17 protein-coding genes are annotated in these 19264 nt (G+C 59.9%); 11 read left to right on the top strand and 6 right to left on the bottom strand.

What is annotated here, in order from left to right:
• Window positions 1–161: 161 nt before the first annotated feature.
• Window positions 162–482 (top strand): DUF883 family protein, encoded by a 321-nt coding sequence (locus J1G35_RS20325; RefSeq protein WP_053135087.1) that lies wholly within the window; start codon window positions 162–164, stop codon window positions 480–482.
• Window positions 483–578: 96 nt separating this feature from the next.
• On the opposite strand, the gene J1G35_RS20320 is transcribed toward J1G35_RS20325, so the two are convergent.
• Window positions 579–1613: an Ldh family oxidoreductase gene (locus tag J1G35_RS20320; protein WP_223015844.1), complete on the bottom strand. Its 1035-nt coding sequence runs from the start codon at window positions 1611–1613 to the stop codon at window positions 579–581.
• A gap of 180 nt (window positions 1614–1793) precedes the next feature.
• Between J1G35_RS20320 and J1G35_RS20315 the strand changes: the two genes are divergently transcribed.
• A complete protein-coding gene (locus tag J1G35_RS20315; protein ID WP_223015843.1) occupies window positions 1794–6935 on the top strand; it encodes a DUF6543 domain-containing protein in 5142 nt (1713 codons plus the stop codon).
• A 21-nt stretch (window positions 6936–6956) separates the two neighbouring features.
• Here J1G35_RS20315 and J1G35_RS20310 read toward each other — a convergent pair whose 3' ends face one another.
• Window positions 6957–7226 carry a PepSY domain-containing protein gene (locus J1G35_RS20310; protein WP_053135078.1) on the bottom strand — a complete coding sequence of 90 codons (270 nt, stop codon included), beginning with the start codon at window positions 7224–7226 and terminating at the stop codon, window positions 6957–6959.
• Window positions 7227–7378: 152 nt separating this feature from the next.
• On the opposite strand from J1G35_RS20310, the gene J1G35_RS20305 reads away from it, so the two are divergent.
• The 7 genes from J1G35_RS20305 (at window position 7379) to J1G35_RS20275 (ending at window position 13398) form a co-directional block, all read left to right on the top strand.
• A complete protein-coding gene (locus tag J1G35_RS20305; protein WP_223015842.1) occupies window positions 7379–8374 on the top strand; it encodes a FecR family protein in 996 nt (331 codons plus the stop codon).
• Between the two features lie 327 nt (window positions 8375–8701).
• Window positions 8702–9151, top strand: coding sequence for a hypothetical protein (locus tag J1G35_RS20300; RefSeq protein WP_053135073.1), 450 nt, complete (start codon window positions 8702–8704; stop codon window positions 9149–9151).
• Entirely contained in the window at window positions 9151–9702 is a 552-nt protein-coding gene (locus J1G35_RS20295) for a hypothetical protein (protein WP_053135070.1), read from the top strand. The genes J1G35_RS20300 and J1G35_RS20295 overlap by 1 nt, the downstream gene beginning before the upstream one ends.
• A gap of 67 nt (window positions 9703–9769) precedes the next feature.
• Window positions 9770–10516, top strand: coding sequence for a hypothetical protein (locus tag J1G35_RS20290; protein WP_053135066.1), 747 nt, complete (start codon window positions 9770–9772; stop codon window positions 10514–10516).
• A 61-nt stretch (window positions 10517–10577) separates the two neighbouring features.
• Complete coding sequence (locus J1G35_RS20285; RefSeq protein WP_053135063.1) at window positions 10578–11258, top strand: C39 family peptidase; 681 nt, start codon at window positions 10578–10580, stop codon at window positions 11256–11258.
• 39 nt (window positions 11259–11297) lie between these two features.
• Window positions 11298–12041 carry a hypothetical protein gene (locus tag J1G35_RS20280; RefSeq protein ID WP_053135060.1) on the top strand — a complete coding sequence of 248 codons (744 nt, stop codon included), beginning with the start codon at window positions 11298–11300 and terminating at the stop codon, window positions 12039–12041.
• Between the two features lie 49 nt (window positions 12042–12090).
• Window positions 12091–13398, top strand: coding sequence for a hypothetical protein (locus J1G35_RS20275; RefSeq protein ID WP_053135057.1), 1308 nt, complete (start codon window positions 12091–12093; stop codon window positions 13396–13398).
• A gap of 75 nt (window positions 13399–13473) precedes the next feature.
• Here J1G35_RS20275 and J1G35_RS20270 read toward each other — a convergent pair whose 3' ends face one another.
• A complete protein-coding gene (locus J1G35_RS20270) occupies window positions 13474–14796 on the bottom strand; it encodes a sigma-54 dependent transcriptional regulator (protein WP_053135054.1) in 1323 nt (440 codons plus the stop codon).
• A gap of 342 nt (window positions 14797–15138) precedes the next feature.
• Between J1G35_RS20270 and J1G35_RS20265 the strand changes: the two genes are divergently transcribed.
• Entirely contained in the window at window positions 15139–15399 is a 261-nt protein-coding gene (locus tag J1G35_RS20265) for a hypothetical protein (RefSeq protein ID WP_032887053.1), read from the top strand.
• Window positions 15400–15464: 65 nt separating this feature from the next.
• Here J1G35_RS20265 and J1G35_RS20260 read toward each other — a convergent pair whose 3' ends face one another.
• Genes J1G35_RS20260 through gnd form a run of 3 tightly spaced genes read right to left on the bottom strand, consistent with a single transcriptional unit; the run spans window position 15465 to window position 18834 of the window.
• The gene (locus J1G35_RS20260) at window positions 15465–16289 is read right to left on the bottom strand and encodes a Cof-type HAD-IIB family hydrolase (RefSeq protein WP_053135051.1); all 825 of its coding nucleotides are present in this window, start codon (window positions 16287–16289) and stop codon (window positions 15465–15467) included.
• On the bottom strand, window positions 16286–17809 hold the full coding sequence (gene zwf / locus J1G35_RS20255) for a glucose-6-phosphate dehydrogenase (protein WP_053135047.1): 1524 nt from the start codon (window positions 17807–17809) through the stop codon (window positions 16286–16288). Before zwf ends, J1G35_RS20260 begins: the two co-directional genes overlap by 4 nt.
• Window positions 17806–18834, bottom strand: a complete 1029-nt coding sequence (gnd, locus tag J1G35_RS20250; RefSeq protein ID WP_347709465.1) for a phosphogluconate dehydrogenase (NAD(+)-dependent, decarboxylating) — start codon at window positions 18832–18834, stop codon at window positions 17806–17808. Before gnd ends, zwf begins: the two co-directional genes overlap by 4 nt.
• Before the next feature lie 226 nt (window positions 18835–19060).
• Between gnd and J1G35_RS20245 the strand changes: the two genes are divergently transcribed.
• On the top strand, window positions 19061–19240 hold the full coding sequence (locus J1G35_RS20245; protein WP_256243920.1) for a DUF6026 family protein: 180 nt from the start codon (window positions 19061–19063) through the stop codon (window positions 19238–19240).
• Window positions 19241–19264 lie beyond the last annotated feature (24 nt).

Below are 19264 nucleotides of genomic sequence, written 5' to 3'. Positions count from 1 at the left end.
AAATTCCTGCTGTACAAATAGGCGACATCTTACACTGTAGGCCGATTTTTCCGGATTCGGATTTTACTCACCAGTGCCTGCCCGGCAAAAAAACTGCAACTTTTGCCAGCGCCTGACACTCCATTGTTCACTGTCCCATTCACTCGCAAGGAGTCACACCCATGGCCCGCAAAACTGCCGCCCAAGCCGTCGAAGAGCAAATCAAGGATCAAGCATTCAGTGAGCTGACGGCGCTGATCGAAGAGTCGGAAAAACTGCTCAAGAGCAGCGCTTCCCTGGTGGGCGAAGAAGGCGAAACCCTGCGTGAGCAGGTTGCGATCAAACTCAAGCAGGCACTGGATTCGGTCTCCAGCGTGCGCGAGCGCAGCAAGCCAGTAGTGGACGCTACCGAAACCTATATCGGTGGCCATCCATGGCAGACCGTGGCCATTTCTGCAGGCTTCGGCCTGGTAGTGGGCCTGCTGCTGGGTCGCCGGAACTGAAACCTTCAGTCCCGTAACCCCGTAATCCCGTAGCAGCTGCCTCGCCAAGGCTTGGCGGCTGCTACCGATTTGTGCAGTGCTGATCTACCGGCGAGGTCAGATAGCCCAGTCCCGCAGCTGGTTCAGCGCATCCAGATCGACCACAACCCCCTCCTCCAACGACTTCGCGCGTGCGCGATGACGTCTGTCTCCCGGCAAACGCCGCAACCCTGCCGCATGCATCTGCCGCACCAGTTCCTGGCTGCGCTCGGCAAAGCTTTGCCCGGCGGTTTTGCTCGGGTCGATCACAATCAGCAGCTGCCCGGTCCAGGGCGTGCGTGCGCCTGGGTGATCGGCCCAGTTGAATTCGAAGGAGAAATTACCGCCGGTCAAGGCCGCCGCCAGCAACTCGACCATCATCGACAACGCCGACCCCTTGTGGCCGCCAAACGGCAACAGCGCACCGCCTTCCAGTACGGCCTTGGGGTCGGTGGTGGGCTGGCCGAGGCTGTCCACCCCCATGCCCGGAGGCAAACGTTCGCCTTTGCGCGCGGCAATCTGCACATCGCCGTGGGCAATCGCGCTGGTGGCCAAGTCGAAGACAATCGGCAGGCCGTCCGCACGCGGTGCAGCGAAGGCGATGGGGTTGGTGCCGAACAGCGGTCGGTCGGCGCCATGGGGCACCACGCACGTCATGCTGTTGACCACGCTCAGAGCCACCAGCCCCTCCTCGGCGAAGGGCTCGACATCCGGCCAGAGGGCGGCAAAGTGATGGGAGTTATGAATCGCCAGCAGCGCAATCCCCGCGCTGCGGGCCTTTTGCACCAGTAGCGCGCGCGCCGCTTCAAGGGCTGGCTGGGCAAAACCGTTGCCGGCGTCCACCCGCACGAAGCCGGAGGCCACGTCGGTGACCGTCGGCGTGGCCTTGCCATTGACCCAACCACTGGCCAGCGTGCTGAGATAACCGGGGATGCGGAAAATGCCATGGCTATGGGCGCCATCGCGCTCGGCACTGGCGCAATTGCGCGCCAGGATCGCCGCCACTTGCGGCGACGTGCCGTGCTTTACAAACACCGCGTGCAGTAACTCCACCAGTTCGTTGAAACCGATGAGCGTTGTCGCGTTGTCAACTATCGGGGACTGGGCAGACATCTGTAGCTCCGATTTTATAATTGGAAGAGACAACAACAATCCAGGCCGATGATTAAACAACGCCTGCCGTGCCTGCTGTCAACGGGCGCCGCACATCCGTCCCAGCTATGTACTGCCAAACCCAGCGTACGCGCATCTAGATTGAGGCCTCATAGCCGCCGCAACGCTGGAGAATGCCCCATGGCGAACGTCACCCCGCCGTACTTTTTCGATGAACTCATGCTCCCGGACAGGCACAAGGTCCTGACCTCGCGGGAGCGTACGCTGGGATTCACACTCAAGGATCTCAATTGGCTGCACTCGCTGTACTACGCTACCGACGCGGCACGCCAGGACTCTGCGGTGCACGGTTATCCCATGTGCGTGGAGCGGTTGCTGGCCAACCCCAGTGGCGAGCCGGAGATCCCGCTGGCCGGGGCGTTCATGATGAGCCCGACGCCGGACGAAGCAAGGGCTGTGCTCTACACGCCTTATGGCGGCCTCGAACTGTTCGACAGCCACGACGCCTTGATCAATGAAGTCGAAGCGCGCCTGAACCAGCCCGACCAGCGCAAGGTTTTGCTGCAATTTCTGGCCATTGGCGAGCGTGACGCACTGCCGGCAAGTGCGCACCTCTCGGTGACCAGCGCCGTGATCCTGGGGGCGGTGATGGAGGACCAGGAGCAGGCCATACTGGCTGGCCAGCAAAAAAATGTGGCGGCGATGCTGGCCGAACTGCGCAAGCTCCCCAGCCTCCCGGCGATGCTCGACACCTTGCTCGGGATCATGGCCCATACCTACTTCCGAGGCCTTAAACAAGGTGACACGCGGGTGAACTCGTTCACGGTTGCCGACGGCAATTGGGTCGCCAGCGAACCTCTGCGCGATGCCTTGTTGCGGTTTTACCTGCAGCAGGCTTGGCCGGTGGGCCAGACCCATACATTCTTCAATAGCGCTCATGACACCCGCGCCTTCACGCCAGAACAACTGGCCCAGGACCAGCAGCGTTGGGACAGCGTCGTCGAACAAACCAGCGGCATTCTTTCAAGATTATTGAGCAGCCTGCTGCAAACCTACTGGAACGAGGACTTCGACGGCAGCCAGTCGCGCCTGCAGTTCTTTGCGCGGGTCATGAGCGACAAGTTCCGCGCCGACCTGCTCTTCAAGCACCAGGCCTGGATCCTGTCCACCGATGAAAGCCGCACACTGCGTGCCCTGTTCCTTGTGGACCAGGCCGCGCGCAGCGCCTTCGACAAACACCTGAGTATCGAGAAAGTGCGAGTGCATGCGCCCTTTCAACATTATGTCGATCTGGCCAGCACCCTGATGATCAGCAATTCCAAGGCTTATCTCTACACCCAGACACGCGGCGTGCAAGTGCTCGCCGACCTCAACGACCTCAACGATGCCCTGCTGTCCATGCTCAAGGCCGTTGGACACGAAGATGAACTGCTCAACTTCCTGTCCGTGGAGGAACGCAGTGTCTTCGTCGGCATGGAGCACATACAAGTGACCGGCAAACCCTTGGCCGGCGATGTATTCCAGGAGATGCTCGAAGACATTGTCACCAAGCAACTCGACAACCTGGAGTACGCGCTGGGGCTTTACCGGCGCAGCGCCGGCGGCGTCGACCTGGCCGCCCTGCTCGACAGCGCCCTGGACGTACGCACCATGCTTGACAGTCGCCTGCTGGAGCAGGAAACCGACGGGCGCTGGAGCGTCCATCCGGTTACCAGCGGCAATGGCCGTCCTTCCACAGTCCTCGCCGAAAAGGCCAGGCTGTACCTGCAACGACTGCAGGCCGTGGAGGCCGCCATGGCCGTGGAACGCAATCAACATCTGACGTTTCGCGACCTGGTCGCCAATGCGCTGGAGGCAGAGCTGGGCCGTAAACGCCTGGACCTGCGCGCCGACGCGGCTTACATCAATACCTTTCCCACTGCCGCCCTGGAGCGTGAGGAGCGCCTGCCGCAAACGTCGACGAGCATGGTCGAGCACTTCATTGCCCGCCTGGCCGGGCAAGCCGAGGCACTCAAGGGGTCCATCCGGACTGGGTTCTACGGCCCGCCCAGCGCCGGGGCGAGGTATAAGTTGAACAACCTGACGGTCGATACCTTCAATGCGGTCATCAACAGTGTCCTGAGCACATTTACCCAGAATGATCTGCGCACGCTGCCCAACCTGCTCCTGGAGAATAACCGCGCGCACATCAGCCTGGGCATGCTCCAAGGGTTGAGCGGCGAAGCGCACTTGCGCAGGTTGCACAAAAGCCTCGCCCCCGAGAGCTTCGCCCTGCTGGACAGTGTGCTGCAGACCGGCGGCCTGACCCGCCTGACCCGCCACGGCCTGAACGGGTTCATCCCGGATGCCTTCGGCCTGAGCCTCAACGTCGGCGCATCTGCCGCCCCCCTCGCCCTGGCCAATTGTTTTGTCCTGACCGAGCGTGGCGGTACGGACCCGTCACATTCAGGCATGGCCTTGCTGTGGACGCCGCGCAGTGGTTTTGAGGCGTTTGTGTCGATCAAGGTGTTGTGCGAGGCGCTGGGCCAGCGCTTGCACGACCCCCTCAAGCGCCTGCCCTTGATGGAAAATCTGCCGGCCTCCAAGCGTGTGCCCCATCAGGCGTGTCAGTTGGGCCCATTGCAACGTATTGACGACGACCTGCTGCACAATCGACAACAGACCTACAGCGAGTTCATCCGCGACGAAATCGACCACGTGTTCTCGATGAGGCTGCACGCAACGCGCTTTCAGGACTGCATGGACAGCCTGATACGACGGGCACCTGCGACCAACCTGCCGCGGGCCATTGCCATCGCCCAGCTTATGGTCACCCAGCAGGCACTCCCGGTATGGCTGGGCATGGCGCCACCCCATGAGCAAATCCTGCACGCCGAATTGCTTGAGCAGTACCGCATCAGTGCCCCGGACGAACGCGACTACCTGCACGGCATCACGCCCCTTCGCGACCTGCTCAGGACGACCCTCTCGACCCTGCTCGATGCGCGTTTCCCAGGGCAGTTGCTCAACCCGGACAACGTGCTGATACCCGGCCGTATCGACCTTGAGGGCAACATTCAGACCTTGACGGACTTCGCGCTGCGGCACCTGCCGGAGCTGAGCGCCGACACCCTGCGGCCGCGCTCACGCACCGCCACCGCGCTGCCGCCGGAACTGGATGGCACTGCGGTGGTGCAATTGGTTCGACAAGTGGGGCTGAAGAACCTCTACCGGCAACGCCTGACCACGCTCCTCAAAGGCAACACTGACGATACCCGCCAGCGTCGCCAATTGTTCTGTCGGCAACTGCCCTGGCAAGTGCTGCAACACGCCCACGAACAAACCCTCGATGAGCGGCTGTCCGCGTCGGCCTGGGGCCTCATCCGGCAAGTCTTCGACATGCCCGATGCCGTGGCGCGTAACGCCGTTGAAGGGGTCACTGCGGTCATTCGCCCGCTTGAATTGATGGCCACGACAGGCGCGGAATTGGTCAAAGCCCTGGGCTGCTACCTGATCGGTGCCAAGGCCGGCAGCGTCGGCCCGCTGATCCTGTACGCGCCTTATAGCCCCAGACACCAACTGAAGGAATACACCGATGAAGCGGCGTTGATTCAAGAGTTCACGACCCCAGGCGCACTGCAAGACTGGGTCGTCGGCCGATTGGAGGCACCCCATCAAGCCACCTACCGCAACTTGCTGCGCGAGCGCTGGAACCGTGGGCTTTCGGAAATCCGTCTCGGCGCCCGTCCCATCGAGGGCAACCTGTCGCTCCAGCTGTTTCAGGACAATGTCGAGATGCTGATGCAGATGCTCGATTCGCAATTTTCCAACGCGGCTGAGGCACAGTGGGACGCGGTCACCAGTGTGCTCAGCGAGGGTATCCCCAAGGGCTTGCAGTTCATGGCCGGCAAGCTGGCCTACCCGCTGATGGTCTGGCGCAGCTACCAGCAATTCAAAATCTCCGCCGAGGACCTGCAGCAACACCGCTGGCAGCACGCACTCAGAGCTTTCGCCTGTGGCGTGGCGCAATTGGCAGCGTTGCGCAAGGAGTTGGACAACGTCTTGCCGCAAGTCCCGGCAACGCAAAGCCAGGTCAAGGAAGACCAGCCCGCGCAACCCGCCGCCCTTACGCTGGCGCAGCTGGATATGACGGCTCCATGGCGCACCCAACTGCAGCCGTTTGAAACCCACGATTTTTCCTTGAATGAACTGAAACGCAGGACGCCGACTCACCCCTACGCGGATGAAACCAATACCCATCATTTCGTGCCGTTGGCGGGCAAAGTGTATTCAGTGAAAAGAGCCGGTGACCGCTGGCGCCTGAGTGCAGGCGAGTTGAAGGGGCCGTATGTGCAGCACGACGCCGAGGGCGCGTGGACGCTGGACCTCTACCTGCATCACCCGCGCTACGGCAAAATTTTGAGTCGCTATTTAGACAAGCGCACGACCCTGAAAGCCGAACGCGACGCCATCAACATCGAAGCGGTGGGCATGGAGGAAATTGCCGCGTTGTCCAGCTGGAAGGCCCAGTGCATTGATGAGGCGCTCAACGTCGCGACCTATTATGCAGTCAACTGCAAACGCAACCTCCTGCACTATGCCGCACAGCGCGATCCCAACAGTCGTCTCGGGCGGTTTTTCGGCGAGTTGTTCGGCGTCGTCACAATGACTGCTGATCAAGCGCGACGGGTTGAACGACGCATCGATGAGGTCCTCGATGGATTGACCGACCAGAGCTTGGTCGGCCGCAACTCAAAACGTTTTATCAGCGGTACCCACCGCTACGATGCGCAAAACAACTATGCCTTCGTAGTGCCCGAAGACCCGGATCACAAGATCTACTTGCTGGACCGCTTTTTCGACCCGTCGATGGATATCTATCAGAACAACTTGAACACGCCATTCGACATCTCGGCCCATGCACGAGCCACCGTGTTGATCCATGAGATCACCCACATCAAGTCCTTGACCGAAGACTTGGCTTACCTGGACAGCATGCGGCCTTTCCAGGACCTGGTGAACGTCGGCAACCACACAGTAAGACTGATGAAGACCGAGCTTGCCAATATTCGCGCAACGGCGCTGTCCATCCGTACGCCTGCCGACCGGTTGTTCAAGACATGGGACGAATTCTCCGAAGAATGGGAGGACTTCAGCCGGAACTACGGCACCCAGATGCAGATGGATAAAGTCCTGAGTACCACCGGTACCCGGACCCTCGCGCACGCCAGGAAGATTTTCATGAGTGACGCCGACAAACGTATCGACACGATTCTGGCCAACGCGGATTCGGTCACCTATCTGATCAGCGAACTCGGACGGGCGCTGGAGGCGGGAGCCTGAGCAGGCTCCCGGCGGGGTGCATCAGTCTTTCTGGTCACGCAGGATATTGCCCGAAGCGCCATCGACACGGGCTTCATACACGCTGCCGTCGGATTTACGGCCTTTGACTTCCCAATAGCCGTTGTCGTCGGCTTCTGCGGCGTAAACCTCGACGTACCCGGCCTTGGTCTTGGCCACTTCGATCGCTTTCTCGATGGTGATCCAGCCCGCACCGGGCTTGTCGGCCAGGGCGGCGCCTGCGCTGAGCAGCGCGGTGGTTGCACACAGGGCGGCTAAGGTTTTCTTCAGCATTTTCGTACTCCTTGGTGGGAATGACGGACTCGTGTCCTCGGCGTTCTGATAGCCACAAACGAGAATAAGTTCCAATTGATGTGCAATCGCCATGACGCCTGTTCTCGCCGTCCACCTCGGGAGGTTAGAATGTGCGAAATCAGGATGAGTTAATGAGCGAAAATTCCGTTTCAGAAACCGAATATGACGCCATCACCGACGCCGCCGCGCATTGGTGCATGCGCATGCACGCAAGTGATTGCACAGCGGACGAACGTCAGGCTTTTGCGCAATGGCATGATTCCCACCCGCTGCACGCCTTTGAATACGCAGCGATGCTGGAAGTCTGGGACGTCGCCGACCACCTGCCCCGCCCTGAAACCCCGTCGCGGCCCGTGCCCTTCAAGCCGCGCAGCCGGCTGCGCACCTATGCGGTGGCCGCAGCAATCTGCCTGACCGCAATGCCCCTCGCCGCTTTTACCGGCTGGGAGGCCGGCTGGCTGCCGAGTTCCTATGAACGGTTCCAAGCAGCCAATGGCTTGCGCCAAGTCACCCTGGGTGACGGCAGCGAAGTCGAGCTTAACCTGGGCACCGAGTTGGTCTACAGCCACTACAAGGATCAGCGGCGAGTCACACTGAAAAAGGGCGAGGCGTTCTTCAAGGTCAGCCACGACAGCGCGCACCCGTTTATCGTGCATGCCGGGGCGGGTCAGGTGCGCGTCACGGGCACCCGGTTCAATGTCTGGAAGTATGAAGACCACGTGCGCGTGATGTTGCTCGAAGGCTCGGTGCAAATTGCCAGCGATTCGGTACACGGCAGCGTGCCCCTCACTCCGGGCATGCAGGCCAGCTATCAACAGGGCGACGCCACGCCGAGCGTCAGAACGATCCCCGCCAATGACTCCGCCTTGGCCTGGCGCCAGGGCAAGCTGGTCCTCGACAACCTGGCCTTGGCCGATGCGTTGCCGTTGATCAACCGCTACCTGAGCAAACCGGTGATGCTGGCAGACGCCAGCACCGGAGCGATTCGTATCGGCGGCATCTACAACATCACCGAGGTCAACAACCTCATCCCCTCGCTGCCCAAGGTTCTGCCGGTCTACTTGACCCAGAACAAGGACGGCAACCCAGTCATCAATTCCATCCCACGTAAATCCCCCAAAGGCTGAGCGTTAGCCACCGTCATGGGCGTGCCTGCGCCCGCAGTGTCCATTTTTGAAACACTCGACGCCGCTGGATCGCCCGTGCTGGGCGGATTCATTGATTTGTCATACGCAGTGTTACAGCGCTGATACAGCGGGGTGAATCGTTTGTGGTACGGCGGTGGGTGCCTACCTGAACGGCGGGTGTCTCAGCGATGAAACAGCAGTGACATCACTTCGCCCACAAATAACTCCAACCCGTTGAATAACAAAGACAAATAAAAAGCGGCACGGCTTCTGCTCTATCCCTTACAGCGCTGTTTAGGGTCAGCGCGAAGAATAAGGAATGCCGCCGTGATCACACTCACTCAAGGTTCGAAGAACATACTGCTGATCAGCTGTGTACTCAGCGTGGGCATCAGTGTTCCAAGCTTTGCAGATGACGGCGTGATCGTCACCGGGCGCAACGTACAAGCTCATATGTACGGCCGCGCCGCCTTTGGTAAAGACCCCTACCCGACCACCGCCAACGCCAATCCCAGCCGGGACATCATCGGTGCGACTGGCGAGCTCAGTGATATGGATATCGGCAGCATCAGCAGCGGCTCAAGCATCGTCAGTGCGGTTCAGACCAACGGCACCTTGACCGGCCTGCACGCCACACAGAACAGCATGTCCACCCTGGGGGCTGGCACCGCCGCCGGCCACGGTGCGGGCAGCAGCATGGGCGGCCAGATCAGCGACTCGATCCAGCGCGGCATGGCGCCACTGAACAACATCGGCAGCATGCTGGGGGGCAAATAATGAATCGCTCCCTGCTCGTTCTCGCCCTGTTGGCCAGCGCCCCGGTATTCGCCGACGACACCGCGGTGATCAACAACAGCGGCAAACAATACGAAGGTGTCGTGTCGATCAACCAGGCGGCCGGCAACCAGCAACAAATGTCCAATAGCCGTGCCATTGCGCTCGGTGGCCAGGCCACCAACGTCAACATCCAGCGCCTCGACGGCAAGGTCGACCCGTCCCTGAACGCAAAGGCAGCGATCCAGGGCACCTCTTTTACCAACGGCAACGGCGTACTGGGCATCAACCAGTCGGCCGGGGCCAATAACCAATCAATCAACGCCGTGCGGATCAGCATCAATCCTGGCCCGCAAAGCATCGATGACAGCGTCCTGTTGCAACAGAACACGACGACGCTGGCAACCGACTCAGGGCTCACCCCCACCACTGGCAGCCGCCTTGTCGTTACAAGCGACCAGGCCTTCACAGGCAGCCGAGGAGTGATTCAGGTGAACCAGAGTGCCGGGGTGGGGAACCGAGTGGCTAACACCCTAGGCATTACTATCAAGTAAACGCTTGGTAGCACTAGTTAGACCGTACCAACACTTAACCAACTAATTAGAAGCAAGGAGAAACACCATGAAACCTCAAATGGCTCTGAAACCACTGGTTTTCGCTCTGGCTGCACTCATGGCTGCTGCTGCTCAAGCAGGTGGTGGCTGGCACCCTGCGCCTCAACCAACCGGTGTGGTTGCCTCTGTCGTGACCGATGTACAAAACAGCGTTGGCAACAAGTTCGATGACACCAAAACCGAAAACAATGCCTCTGCCGATAACTCGGTCAACGGCAACAGCGGTAACACCGGTGTTAACGTTCAGTCGGGCAGCGGTAACCAGGCAGACAACTCTGGCGCCATCTCCAGTGCCAAAGGTGACTTCGCAACCGTATTCGCTGTCGTCGATGTCAATCAAAACAGCGCACTGAACAACTTCGTCAACAAAGGCACCCAAAACAACGCTTCCGCGGACAACTCCCTTAACGGGAACTCCGGCAACCTGGGTTACAACGGCCAAGCCGGTCAAGGCAACCAGGGTAAAAACAACCTGGCAATCACCACCGCTGATGGCAAAAACATCGCAGCGGCCGCCAACACCGAGCAAAACTCGCTCGCCAACAGCTACCTGAACACTGCCGCTACCAGCTACGGGTATGGTCATGGCAGCAAAGCCCAGTACGTGTCCAACAACTCCAGCCTCGACAACTCGGTTAACCGCAACTCCGGCAACGTGGGCGTGAACCTGCAATCCGGCTCGGGCAACCAAGGCAGCAACAGCCTGTCGATCGGTCAAGGTTGCAGCGTCTGCGCCAGCGGCGTGCGCTTCTGATCCAACGGGGCCTTGGCAACAAGGCCCTTTTTTATTCCAGTGTCCAGCAGGTCATACGATCATGCGCCTCGCGACCCTCACCCTCCTGATGCTCCTCACCGGCCCGACCTGGGCAGGCAACATGGCGATCTCAGCCCTGCCTGGCGGTGCAGTGATCTACAAGAAGGTCGAGAGTATTCGTGAGCGCCGGTTCGCTAACCTGGTGGAACAGAAAACCGATTTCAGCTGCGGTGCTGCGGCACTCGCCACCATTCTGCGCCAGGGCTATTGGCTGGACGTAGACGAAGATCACGTCATCAAAGGCATGCTGGTCAATGCAGACCAGGACCTGGTACGTACCCAGGGGTTTTCCATGCTGGACATGAAGCGCTACCTCGAAAGCATCGGCATGCGTGCCCGGGGCTACAAGATCGGACCAGAAACGTTGGTGACCGTGAAGATCCCTGTGGTAGTGCTGCTGGAGATTCGTGGCTACAAGCACTTTGTGGTGTTGCAGCGCGCGGACAAGGACTGGGTCTATATCGGCGACCCGGTGCTCGGCCATAAACGCTATTCACACGACGACTTCGTCAAGGGTTGGAACGGCATCGTCTTCGCCGTGCTGGGTGAAGGTTATGACAAGGCGAATGCCCTGCTCGACCCGCCCACACCGCTGACCGCCAAAAACCAGTTGAATGAGTTCAGGCCCGTAGGCGATGCAGAGCTGATGGATTTCGGTTTCATCCAGAGCGACTTCTTCTAAAGAGGCGCAATAAGGGGCAGGACGCTCCAGGAGCAGCAGATGAACACTTCCCGTTGGCTGACGGTCTTGTGTCTGGCAGCCTCAATGCCCGCTTATGCTTCATCGGGGTTCAAACCCATCGAACTCAAGGATTCGGAAATGGCCGACCTGCGCGGCCGTTACGTGATGCCGGGGCGAATCATAAGCTTCGGCATTGTCATGAGCAGTACCTGGACCAACGCCGTGGGTGACAGCATCACCGGCAAGGCCAGCATGCAGGTCGATTCGTCGACCATCACTCCGCAATTCTACGTACAAACCACTGGCTCGACCGGCAACGGGACGAACCCGAACACCGGCACCGGCACGGTCACCGGCGGCGCCGGCCTGGGCAGCGGCCAGGGTGTGACACAAAGCGTGCGTACCGCCGGCGATGGCAACACCGCCTATAACAATGTGGGCATCACCGTCGAGAACGGTTTTGCGCCCTCCAACATCGTGCAATCGGGGCAAGTGCTGGTCGCCGGCGGTACGGTGACCGGTGACAGCGCAGCAGGCCGCGTGAGCGTATCGGCCAACAACGGTGGCTTGCAGATGGCGATCCAGGCCAACCACAACCAGGGCAACAGCCTGCAGCAGATCGGTGGTGGGAATGTGCTGCAAGGCACGGTTCTGACCGGCAACACTAACTTCGTCAACAACATGACCCAACTCAACGTAGTGATGAACAACAACGGTTTGAACAACGGCGCATTGAACTGCAATCTGGATCAACTCAAAGCCCTACGCACTCTCGGTTATTGAACTACGCTGACCGTCGACACTTACGCATTAGAAAAGGACGGCTTATTTCATGCATCGATCGTTATCGCTCCGTGCTGTGATCTGTTTAAGTACGCTCTTGCCCGCATCCGTTCTGTATGCAGCGCCAGATAGCGACATCGAAACCCTCAAACAGGAACTCCTGGAACTCAAGCAGCGGTACGAAGTGCAGCAAAAAGCGCTGGCCGTGCTGGAGCAGCGCGTGCGTCAGGTCGAAGACCAACCGGCCACACCGGCCCCCAAACGTCTGGCCAAGTCCCCGGCAGACTTTCAAAAAGCCAACGGCACCGCCGTCGCGGGCACGGGTGCCGCAGCAGCATCCGGTGGCGCGGGAGGCGGCGGCGGCAGCTCCTACGGCCAGTCCCTCAAGGACGACTCCGCCCCGGCGCAAAGCGTAAGTAACCTCTATAACGAAGCCAGCGGCTTTTTCGGCAATGGCAAGTTCAGCTTTGAAACCGGCGTCACCTATGCCCGTTACGACGCCCGCCAGTTGACCCTCAACGGCTTCCTGGCGCTGGACTCGATTTTCCTCGGCAATATCAACCTGGACCGAATCAAGTCCGATAACTGGACCCTGGACCTGACCGGGCGCTACAACCTCGATAACCGTTGGCAGTTCGACGTGAACGTGCCGGTGGTGTACCGCGAGTCGACTTACCAGTCTGCCGGTGCCGGCAACAACGGCACGGCGACGTCGGAACAGTCAGTGACCCGCGACCCGACCATTGGCGACGTCAACTTCGGCGTGGCTTACAAGTTCCTCGACGAAACCCCCACCCTGCCGGATGCGGTGGTATCGGTGCGGGTCAAGGCGCCCACAGGTAAAGAACCGTTTGGTATCAAGCTGATCAACACCCCCGGCAACGACAACCTGTTCGTGCCCGAAAGCCTGCCCACCGGCAACGGGGTCTGGTCGATCACGCCGGGCATTTCCCTGGTCAAAACCTTCGACCCAGCCGTGTTGTTTGGCTCGCTGTCCTACACCCATAACTTCGAAGAATCGTTCAGCGACATCAGCAGCGACGTCAACCAGAAGGTCGGCGGCAAGGTCAGCCTGGGCGACAGCTTCCAGGTCGGCGTCGGCGTGGCCTTCGCCCTCAACGAGAAGATGAGTATGTCGTTCTCGGTGTCAGACCTGGTGCAACGCAAGAGCAGGCTCAAGCCCAACGGCGGCGACTGGCAATCGGTGGTGTCCAGCGATGCCAACGCCGGCTATTTCAACGTGGGCATGACCATTGCGGCATCGGATAACCTGACCATCGTGCCGAACCTGGCGATTGGCATGACAGATGATGCGCCGGACTTTACGTTCAGCCTGAAATTCCCGTATTACTTCTAAGCCGACGCCTATAGGCACACAAGGAAAAGCCCCGCAACGATAAGGGTCGTTGCGGGGCTTTTCGGTTTACCCGCCCTAGCGGATCTGGTGTTTGTGCAGCAACCGGTAAAATGTCGGCCGGGAAATTCCCAGTACGCGGGCCGCGACGCTCAGGTTGTCGCTGTGCCGGTTGAGCACATCGCACAGCGCCTGGCGTTCGGCACGGTGCTTATAGTCTTCCAGTGTAGCCATGGGTGACGAAACTGCCTGTTCGCCCTCCAATCCCAGATCAACGGCTTCGATCTGCCGTCCTTCGGCAAGCACCAGGCCACGGCGTACGCGGTTGGCCAGCTCGCGCACATTGCCCGGCCAAGGGTGTTGCCCCATGGCCACCAAGGCATCTTCGCTGAAACTGCGGGGGCGGCGCCCGGTTTCCTGACTGTAGAAGCGCGAAAAATGGTTGGCCAGCATCGCCACATCACCATGGCGATCGCGCAACGGCGCGGTGACCACCTGCAACACATTGAGCCGGTAGTAGAGGTCTTCACGGAAAGTGCCCTTGGCAACGGCCGCCTCAAGGTCGACGTGCGTGGCCGCCAGCACCCGCACATCGACCGGAATCGGCTGGCTGCCGCCGACACGCTCGACCTGCTTTTCCTGGAGAAACCGCAGTAGGTTGGCCTGCAGCTCCATGGGCAAATCGCCGATCTCATCGAGGAACAGGGTGCCGCCATGCGCCGCTTCGATGCGCCCGATCTTGCGCTGATGGGCACCGGTAAACGCGCCCTTCTCATGGCCGAACAGCTCGGATTGGATCAGGTGCTCGGGAATGGCGCCGCAGTTGATCGCGACAAAGGGCTTGGCATGGCGCTGGGATTGGCGGTGCAGGGTCTTGGCGACCAACTCCTTACCGGTGCCGCTGTCGCCACGGATTAATACCGGGGACTCTGTGGGCGCCAGCTTCGACAATAATTTGCGCAGCTCGCGAATGGGTCGGCTGTCACCCAGCAGCTCATGCCCCTCATCTACCGGGGTGTGGCCCTTGCCGCGCAGGCGCGCCATGCCAAACGCGCGGCCCAGGGTCACCTGCACCCGCGCCACATCGAATGGCAAGGTATGGAAGTCGAAAAACCATTCGCAGACAAAGTCACCGACATTCTGCAGGCGCAGCACATCCTGACTGAGTACGGCGATCCACTCGGTGCCGCTGCGGCTGATCAACTCCTTGACGGCTTCGGGCCGCTCCAGGTGATAGGGCTGCAGGCGCAACAGGCCGACATCGCAGGAGCGCTCCCCCACCGATTCCAGCGTGCAGCTGTCCACATCCCACCCCGCCGTGCGCAAACCGGGCAGCAATCCGTGACAGTCGTCACAGGGGTCAACCACGAGCAAACGACGTTGGACGAGGGGCACACCCATGACTGATCCTTGGCGTCAAAATTATTAAAGTTATTTAGAAACAATAGTTTGTGAAAGCTACTACTAACACTATCAAGATATTGACGCCGCGCTTGTACCGTTTCGCTATAAGTGCGGGCAAAAAGCCATGCCGTCTGTTCAGCGGCTAAAAGTTGCGTTAACGCAAAACCTTCATTCAGCTTTCAAAACAGCCGCTTACATGATGCTAATCAGGAAAAGTTAAAATTTGTTGCTCTAACATGTGACCCGTACCCCGTCTTCGCGCATCAGTACAAGTAACCCGCCGCACGGTCAGCCCAACCGCCGGTACTCACTTGAATGGGCATTTAGAGAGAGACCCACATGAACGCCCCGCTCCGCATCAACGAAGCTCTTTTGATCGCAGACCGTGCTTTCCAGCCCTTTCAATGCGTGGCCTGGCACGATGGCAACGGCGCCCTGAGCCTGAGTGTCATTGACCGCACCAATACCCGTATCGGCAGCAAACAACTGTCGTCGAATACCTATAGCGACCCGGCGCAATTGGAAGACTTGCTGTTGCAAGCCCGCGCCGAGCTCGACAAAGATGGCTACCAGTTGCAGTCCTGGGCCATGCCGAAGTAAGTGGCGGTTAACTTGCGATCACTGCAAAACAGTGATCGCAAGTTGCGCAATCAAACTCAAGACGTTTATCGCGCCGTGAGAATAAACCGCTCGATGGCCTCAGCAGCGCCATCCTCGACATTGCTGCCGGTGACCACACTGGCCTGGCGCTTGACGGCTTCTTCCGCCTGCCCCATGGCGATCGACAACCCGGCCACCTGAAACATCGCCGGGTCATTGCCGCCATCTCCGATGGCCGCCGTCTGCTCCAGCGGCACCCCAAGGTGCGCTGCCAGCGTCTTCAACGCCTCGCCCTTATTGGCCAACATCGCCGTCACATCCAGATAAATCGGCTGCGAACGCGATACCTGGGCCAAGCCCTGGACCTTGGGCTGCAATTGCGCTTCCAACGCCACCAGCAATGGGGCGTTGTTGCTCGCCGCGACGATCTTGTCGATACGATCCAGATAGGGCTCAAAACTCTCCACCACCACCGGCCCATACCCCAGGCCATGGGCTTCGCGTGGTTCCACCGGCCCTGGCGGGTCACGGCGCAGCCAGTCACCGTCGGCAAACACCCACACTTCCACATCCGGCTCAGCCGAGAACAGCGCCAAAGTCACCAGCGCCGCCTCCGCCGGCAGGTGGTGGGCAACCAGGATGCTGCCATCCGGGTTGATCAAGGTGCCACCGTTGAAGCCCGCCACTGGCACATCGATCCCGAATGTCTCGATCAGATGCAGCATGGCCTTGGGCGGCCGCCCACTGGCCAGGCTGAAAACCACCCCGGCCTCACGCAGTGCGCTCACTGCATCGGCGGTGCGCTGGCTCAGGCTGTGATCCGGGTGCAGCAAGGTGCCGTCCACGTCGCTGAGGATAAAACGGATGGGATGAATCGCTGCATCACTCATCCGAGCGAGTGCCAGGTGCGGCCATCGCGCGCCAGCAGCACATCGGCCGCTGCTGGCCCATCTTCACCGGCCTTGTAGGTCTGGATCCCATCGTCTTCCTTCCACGCATCGAGGAACGGTTGCACTGCACGCCAGCCGTTCTCGATATTGTCGGCACGTTGAAACAAGGTCTGATCGCCAGTCATGCAGTCGTAGATCAGGGTTTCGTACCCGGTCGACGGCTGCATTTCGAAGAAGTCCTTGTAGGCAAAGCCCAACTGGATATTGGCCATATCGAGGGTCGGCCCGGGCTTTTTCGCCAGCAGGTCGAACCACATGCCTTCATTGGGCTGGATCTGGATTTTCAGGTAGGTGGGCTTGAGTTCATCCACCTCAGTGTCCCGGAACTGCGCATAGGGCGCCGGCTTGAAGCAGATCACGATCTCGGTGTCGCGCACACTCATGCGCTTGCCGGTGCGCAGGTAGAACGGCACGCCGACCCAGCGCCAGTTATCGATCATCACCTTGAGGGCGACGAAGGTCTCAGTGCTGCTGTCGGGAGCGACGTTGGCTTCTTCGCGGTAGCCGGGCAGTGGCTTACCGGCGATTTCACCCGCGGTGTATTGCCCACGTACCGAGTTGGCGCGTGCGTCTTCCAGGGACCACGGGCGTACCGCACCGATCACCTTGGCTTTCTCACCCCGCACCGCGTCGGCACCAAAGGCTGCCGGTGGCTCCATTGCCACCATCGCCAGCAGTTGGAACAGGTGGTTGGGCACCATGTCGCGCAGGGTGCCGGTTTTTTCAAAGAAATTACCGCGCGTCTCCACGCCGACGGTTTCGGCGGCGGTGATTTGCACGTGGTCGATGTAGTGGTTGTTCCAGAACGCTTCGAACAGCACGTTGGAGAAACGGCTGATCAGAATGTTCTGCACCGTCTCCTTGCCCAGGTAATGGTCGATGCGATAGATCTGCTTCTCGCTCATCACCTTGAGCAGGCTGGCGTTCAGCGCTTCGGCGGTGGCCAGGTCGGAACCAAACGGCTTCTCGATCACCACGCGGCGGAAACTGTCCTCGGTTTCCGTCAACAAGCCGGCACTGCCCAGGCGCTGCACCACTTCGCTGAAGAAGCGCGGTGCGGTGGCCAGGTAGAACACCGCGTTGCCGGTGCCGCTGTCGGCAATTTTCTTACCGATATCCGCGTAGGTGCCGTCGTCGAGGAAATCGCCCTCGACGTAGCTGATGCCCTTGGCCAACTGTGCCCACAAGGCCGGGTCCAAGGCGTTATCGCCACTGCCCTTGACCTTGCTGGCCGCTTCGGTGCGAATGAAGTCTTCAAGCTTCTTGGCGAAGTCGGCATCGCTGATGGCGTTGTGATCAACGCCAACAATGCGCAAGCCATCGCCCAGCAGCCCGTCACGACTGAGGTTGTACAGCGCCGGCATCAGCAGGCGCTTGACCAGGTCGCCATGGGCGCCAAACAGAAACAGGGTGGTGGGTGGAGCAGGTTCGGCCTTGAGTTTCTTGCCGTTGGCGGTCATTTTTTGGAAGTCTCCACGTGGCCGCCAAAGCCAAAGCGCATGGCAGACAGCATCTTGTCACCGTAGGTGCTCTGCTGGCGCGAGCGGAACCGCGCGAACAACGAAGTGGACAGTACCGGCACCGGAACAGCTTGTTCCATGGCGGCTTCGATGGTCCAGCGGCCTTCGCCACTGTCGGCCACGGAACCGGAGTAACCGTCCAGCTTAGGATCGGTGGCCAGGGCGTCGGCCGTCAGGTCCAGCAACCAGGACGAGACCACGCTGCCACGGCGCCAGACTTCGGCGATATCGGCAACGTTGAGGTCGAAGCGCTGGTCTTCGGGCAGGTTTTCCGAGTTCTTGGTCTTGAGGATGTCAAACCCTTCGGCAAACGCCTGCATCATCCCGTACTCGATGCCGTTATGGATCATCTTGACGAAATGCCCGGAGCCCGCTGGGCCGGCGTGGATGTAACCGTGCTCGGCGCGTGGATCAGCGCTGGCGGAGCGGTCCTTGGTGCGCGGAATATTACCCAGGCCCGGGGCCAGGGCAGCGAAGATCGGGTCGAGGCGTTGCACGGTCTCGGTGTCGCCGCCGATCATCATGCAATAGCCACGTTCCAGGCCCCAGACGCCGCCGGAGGTGCCGACGTCGACATAATGCAGGCCCTTTTGCGCCAGCGCCTTGGCGCGACGAACGTCATCCTTATAGTTGGTGTTGCCGCCGTCGATGATCACGTCACCGTCTTCCAGCAGCTCACTGAGGTCATTGATGGTGTTTTCGGTGGGGTCGCCTGCCGGCAACATCACCCAGACGGCACGCGGTTTCTGCAGCCCGGCCACCAGGGCCTTCAGGTCGGCAACGCCGGTGGCGCCCTCTTCGCTCAAACCTTTGACAAATGCTTCGTTACGGTCGTAAACAACGGTGGAATGCCCATTGAGCATCAGGCGCCGTGCAATATTCCCGCCCATGCGGCCTAGTCCGATAATCCCCAGTTGCATGTGCTGATGCTCCCAACTACTAAATAAATGTGTGACATAGTTTATAGCGCAATGAGGCTAATGAGGGTTAGTCCAGGGCAGATCCGTGTAGTTTCATGGGAAAAAGTTGCCATCGTTTCACCATCACAGCACCGAAAGTCACACGACCACCAAAAATAAAAAAGTTCCATTGAAGTGAAAAAGAATTCAGAATTGCTTCCGACTGTTGCCGAGAACCTCGACTCAAGCGTTCTGGCACACCGCGACACACCGGCTATTTGCGAGGTAAGCAATGAGCACAGCACAGATGACCCGTCCTCCACAGACCCTCTACGTCACTATCCGTCGTGATGAGTTGCGCCAGCTGAAAGACGAACGCGAACAGCTGCAGCAGGAAGTCATGCGCCTGCGTGCTCATATCATTCAAGCCCAGCTTGACCAGCCTTCCGGTGCGCAGCCCGCGCTCTGCTGAGCCCGTCATCACTTTGTAAGATAA

The sequence above is a fragment of the Pseudomonas sp. SH10-3B genome (assembly GCF_019891415.1).
GTDB lineage: Bacteria > Pseudomonadota > Gammaproteobacteria > Pseudomonadales > Pseudomonadaceae > Aquipseudomonas.
This window is presented reverse-complemented; position numbering and strand designations above follow the sequence as displayed.

What these genes read in the sequence shown, in the direction of transcription:
- J1G35_RS20325 (WP_053135087.1), top strand. Translation starts at nt 162, where the DNA reads ATGGCCCGCAAAACTGCCGCCCAAGCCGTCGAAGAGCAAATCAAGGAT.
- J1G35_RS20320 (WP_223015844.1), bottom strand. Translation starts at nt 1,613, where the DNA reads ATGTCTGCCCAGTCCCCGATAGTTGACAACGCGACAACGCTCATCGGT.
- J1G35_RS20315 (WP_223015843.1), top strand. Translation starts at nt 1,794, where the DNA reads ATGGCGAACGTCACCCCGCCGTACTTTTTCGATGAACTCATGCTCCCG.
- J1G35_RS20310 (WP_053135078.1), bottom strand. Translation starts at nt 7,226, where the DNA reads ATGCTGAAGAAAACCTTAGCCGCCCTGTGTGCAACCACCGCGCTGCTC.
- J1G35_RS20305 (WP_223015842.1), top strand. Translation starts at nt 7,379, where the DNA reads ATGAGCGAAAATTCCGTTTCAGAAACCGAATATGACGCCATCACCGAC.
- J1G35_RS20295 (WP_053135070.1), top strand. Translation starts at nt 9,151, where the DNA reads ATGAATCGCTCCCTGCTCGTTCTCGCCCTGTTGGCCAGCGCCCCGGTA.
- J1G35_RS20290 (WP_053135066.1), top strand. Translation starts at nt 9,770, where the DNA reads ATGAAACCTCAAATGGCTCTGAAACCACTGGTTTTCGCTCTGGCTGCA.
- J1G35_RS20285 (WP_053135063.1), top strand. Translation starts at nt 10,578, where the DNA reads ATGCGCCTCGCGACCCTCACCCTCCTGATGCTCCTCACCGGCCCGACC.
- J1G35_RS20280 (WP_053135060.1), top strand. Translation starts at nt 11,298, where the DNA reads ATGAACACTTCCCGTTGGCTGACGGTCTTGTGTCTGGCAGCCTCAATG.
- J1G35_RS20275 (WP_053135057.1), top strand. Translation starts at nt 12,091, where the DNA reads ATGCATCGATCGTTATCGCTCCGTGCTGTGATCTGTTTAAGTACGCTC.
- J1G35_RS20270 (WP_053135054.1), bottom strand. Translation starts at nt 14,796, where the DNA reads ATGGGTGTGCCCCTCGTCCAACGTCGTTTGCTCGTGGTTGACCCCTGT.
- J1G35_RS20265 (WP_032887053.1), top strand. Translation starts at nt 15,139, where the DNA reads ATGAACGCCCCGCTCCGCATCAACGAAGCTCTTTTGATCGCAGACCGT.
- J1G35_RS20260 (WP_053135051.1), bottom strand. Translation starts at nt 16,289, where the DNA reads ATGAGTGATGCAGCGATTCATCCCATCCGTTTTATCCTCAGCGACGTG.
- zwf (WP_053135047.1), bottom strand. Translation starts at nt 17,809, where the DNA reads ATGACCGCCAACGGCAAGAAACTCAAGGCCGAACCTGCTCCACCCACC.
- J1G35_RS20245 (WP_256243920.1), top strand. Translation starts at nt 19,061, where the DNA reads ATGAGCACAGCACAGATGACCCGTCCTCCACAGACCCTCTACGTCACT.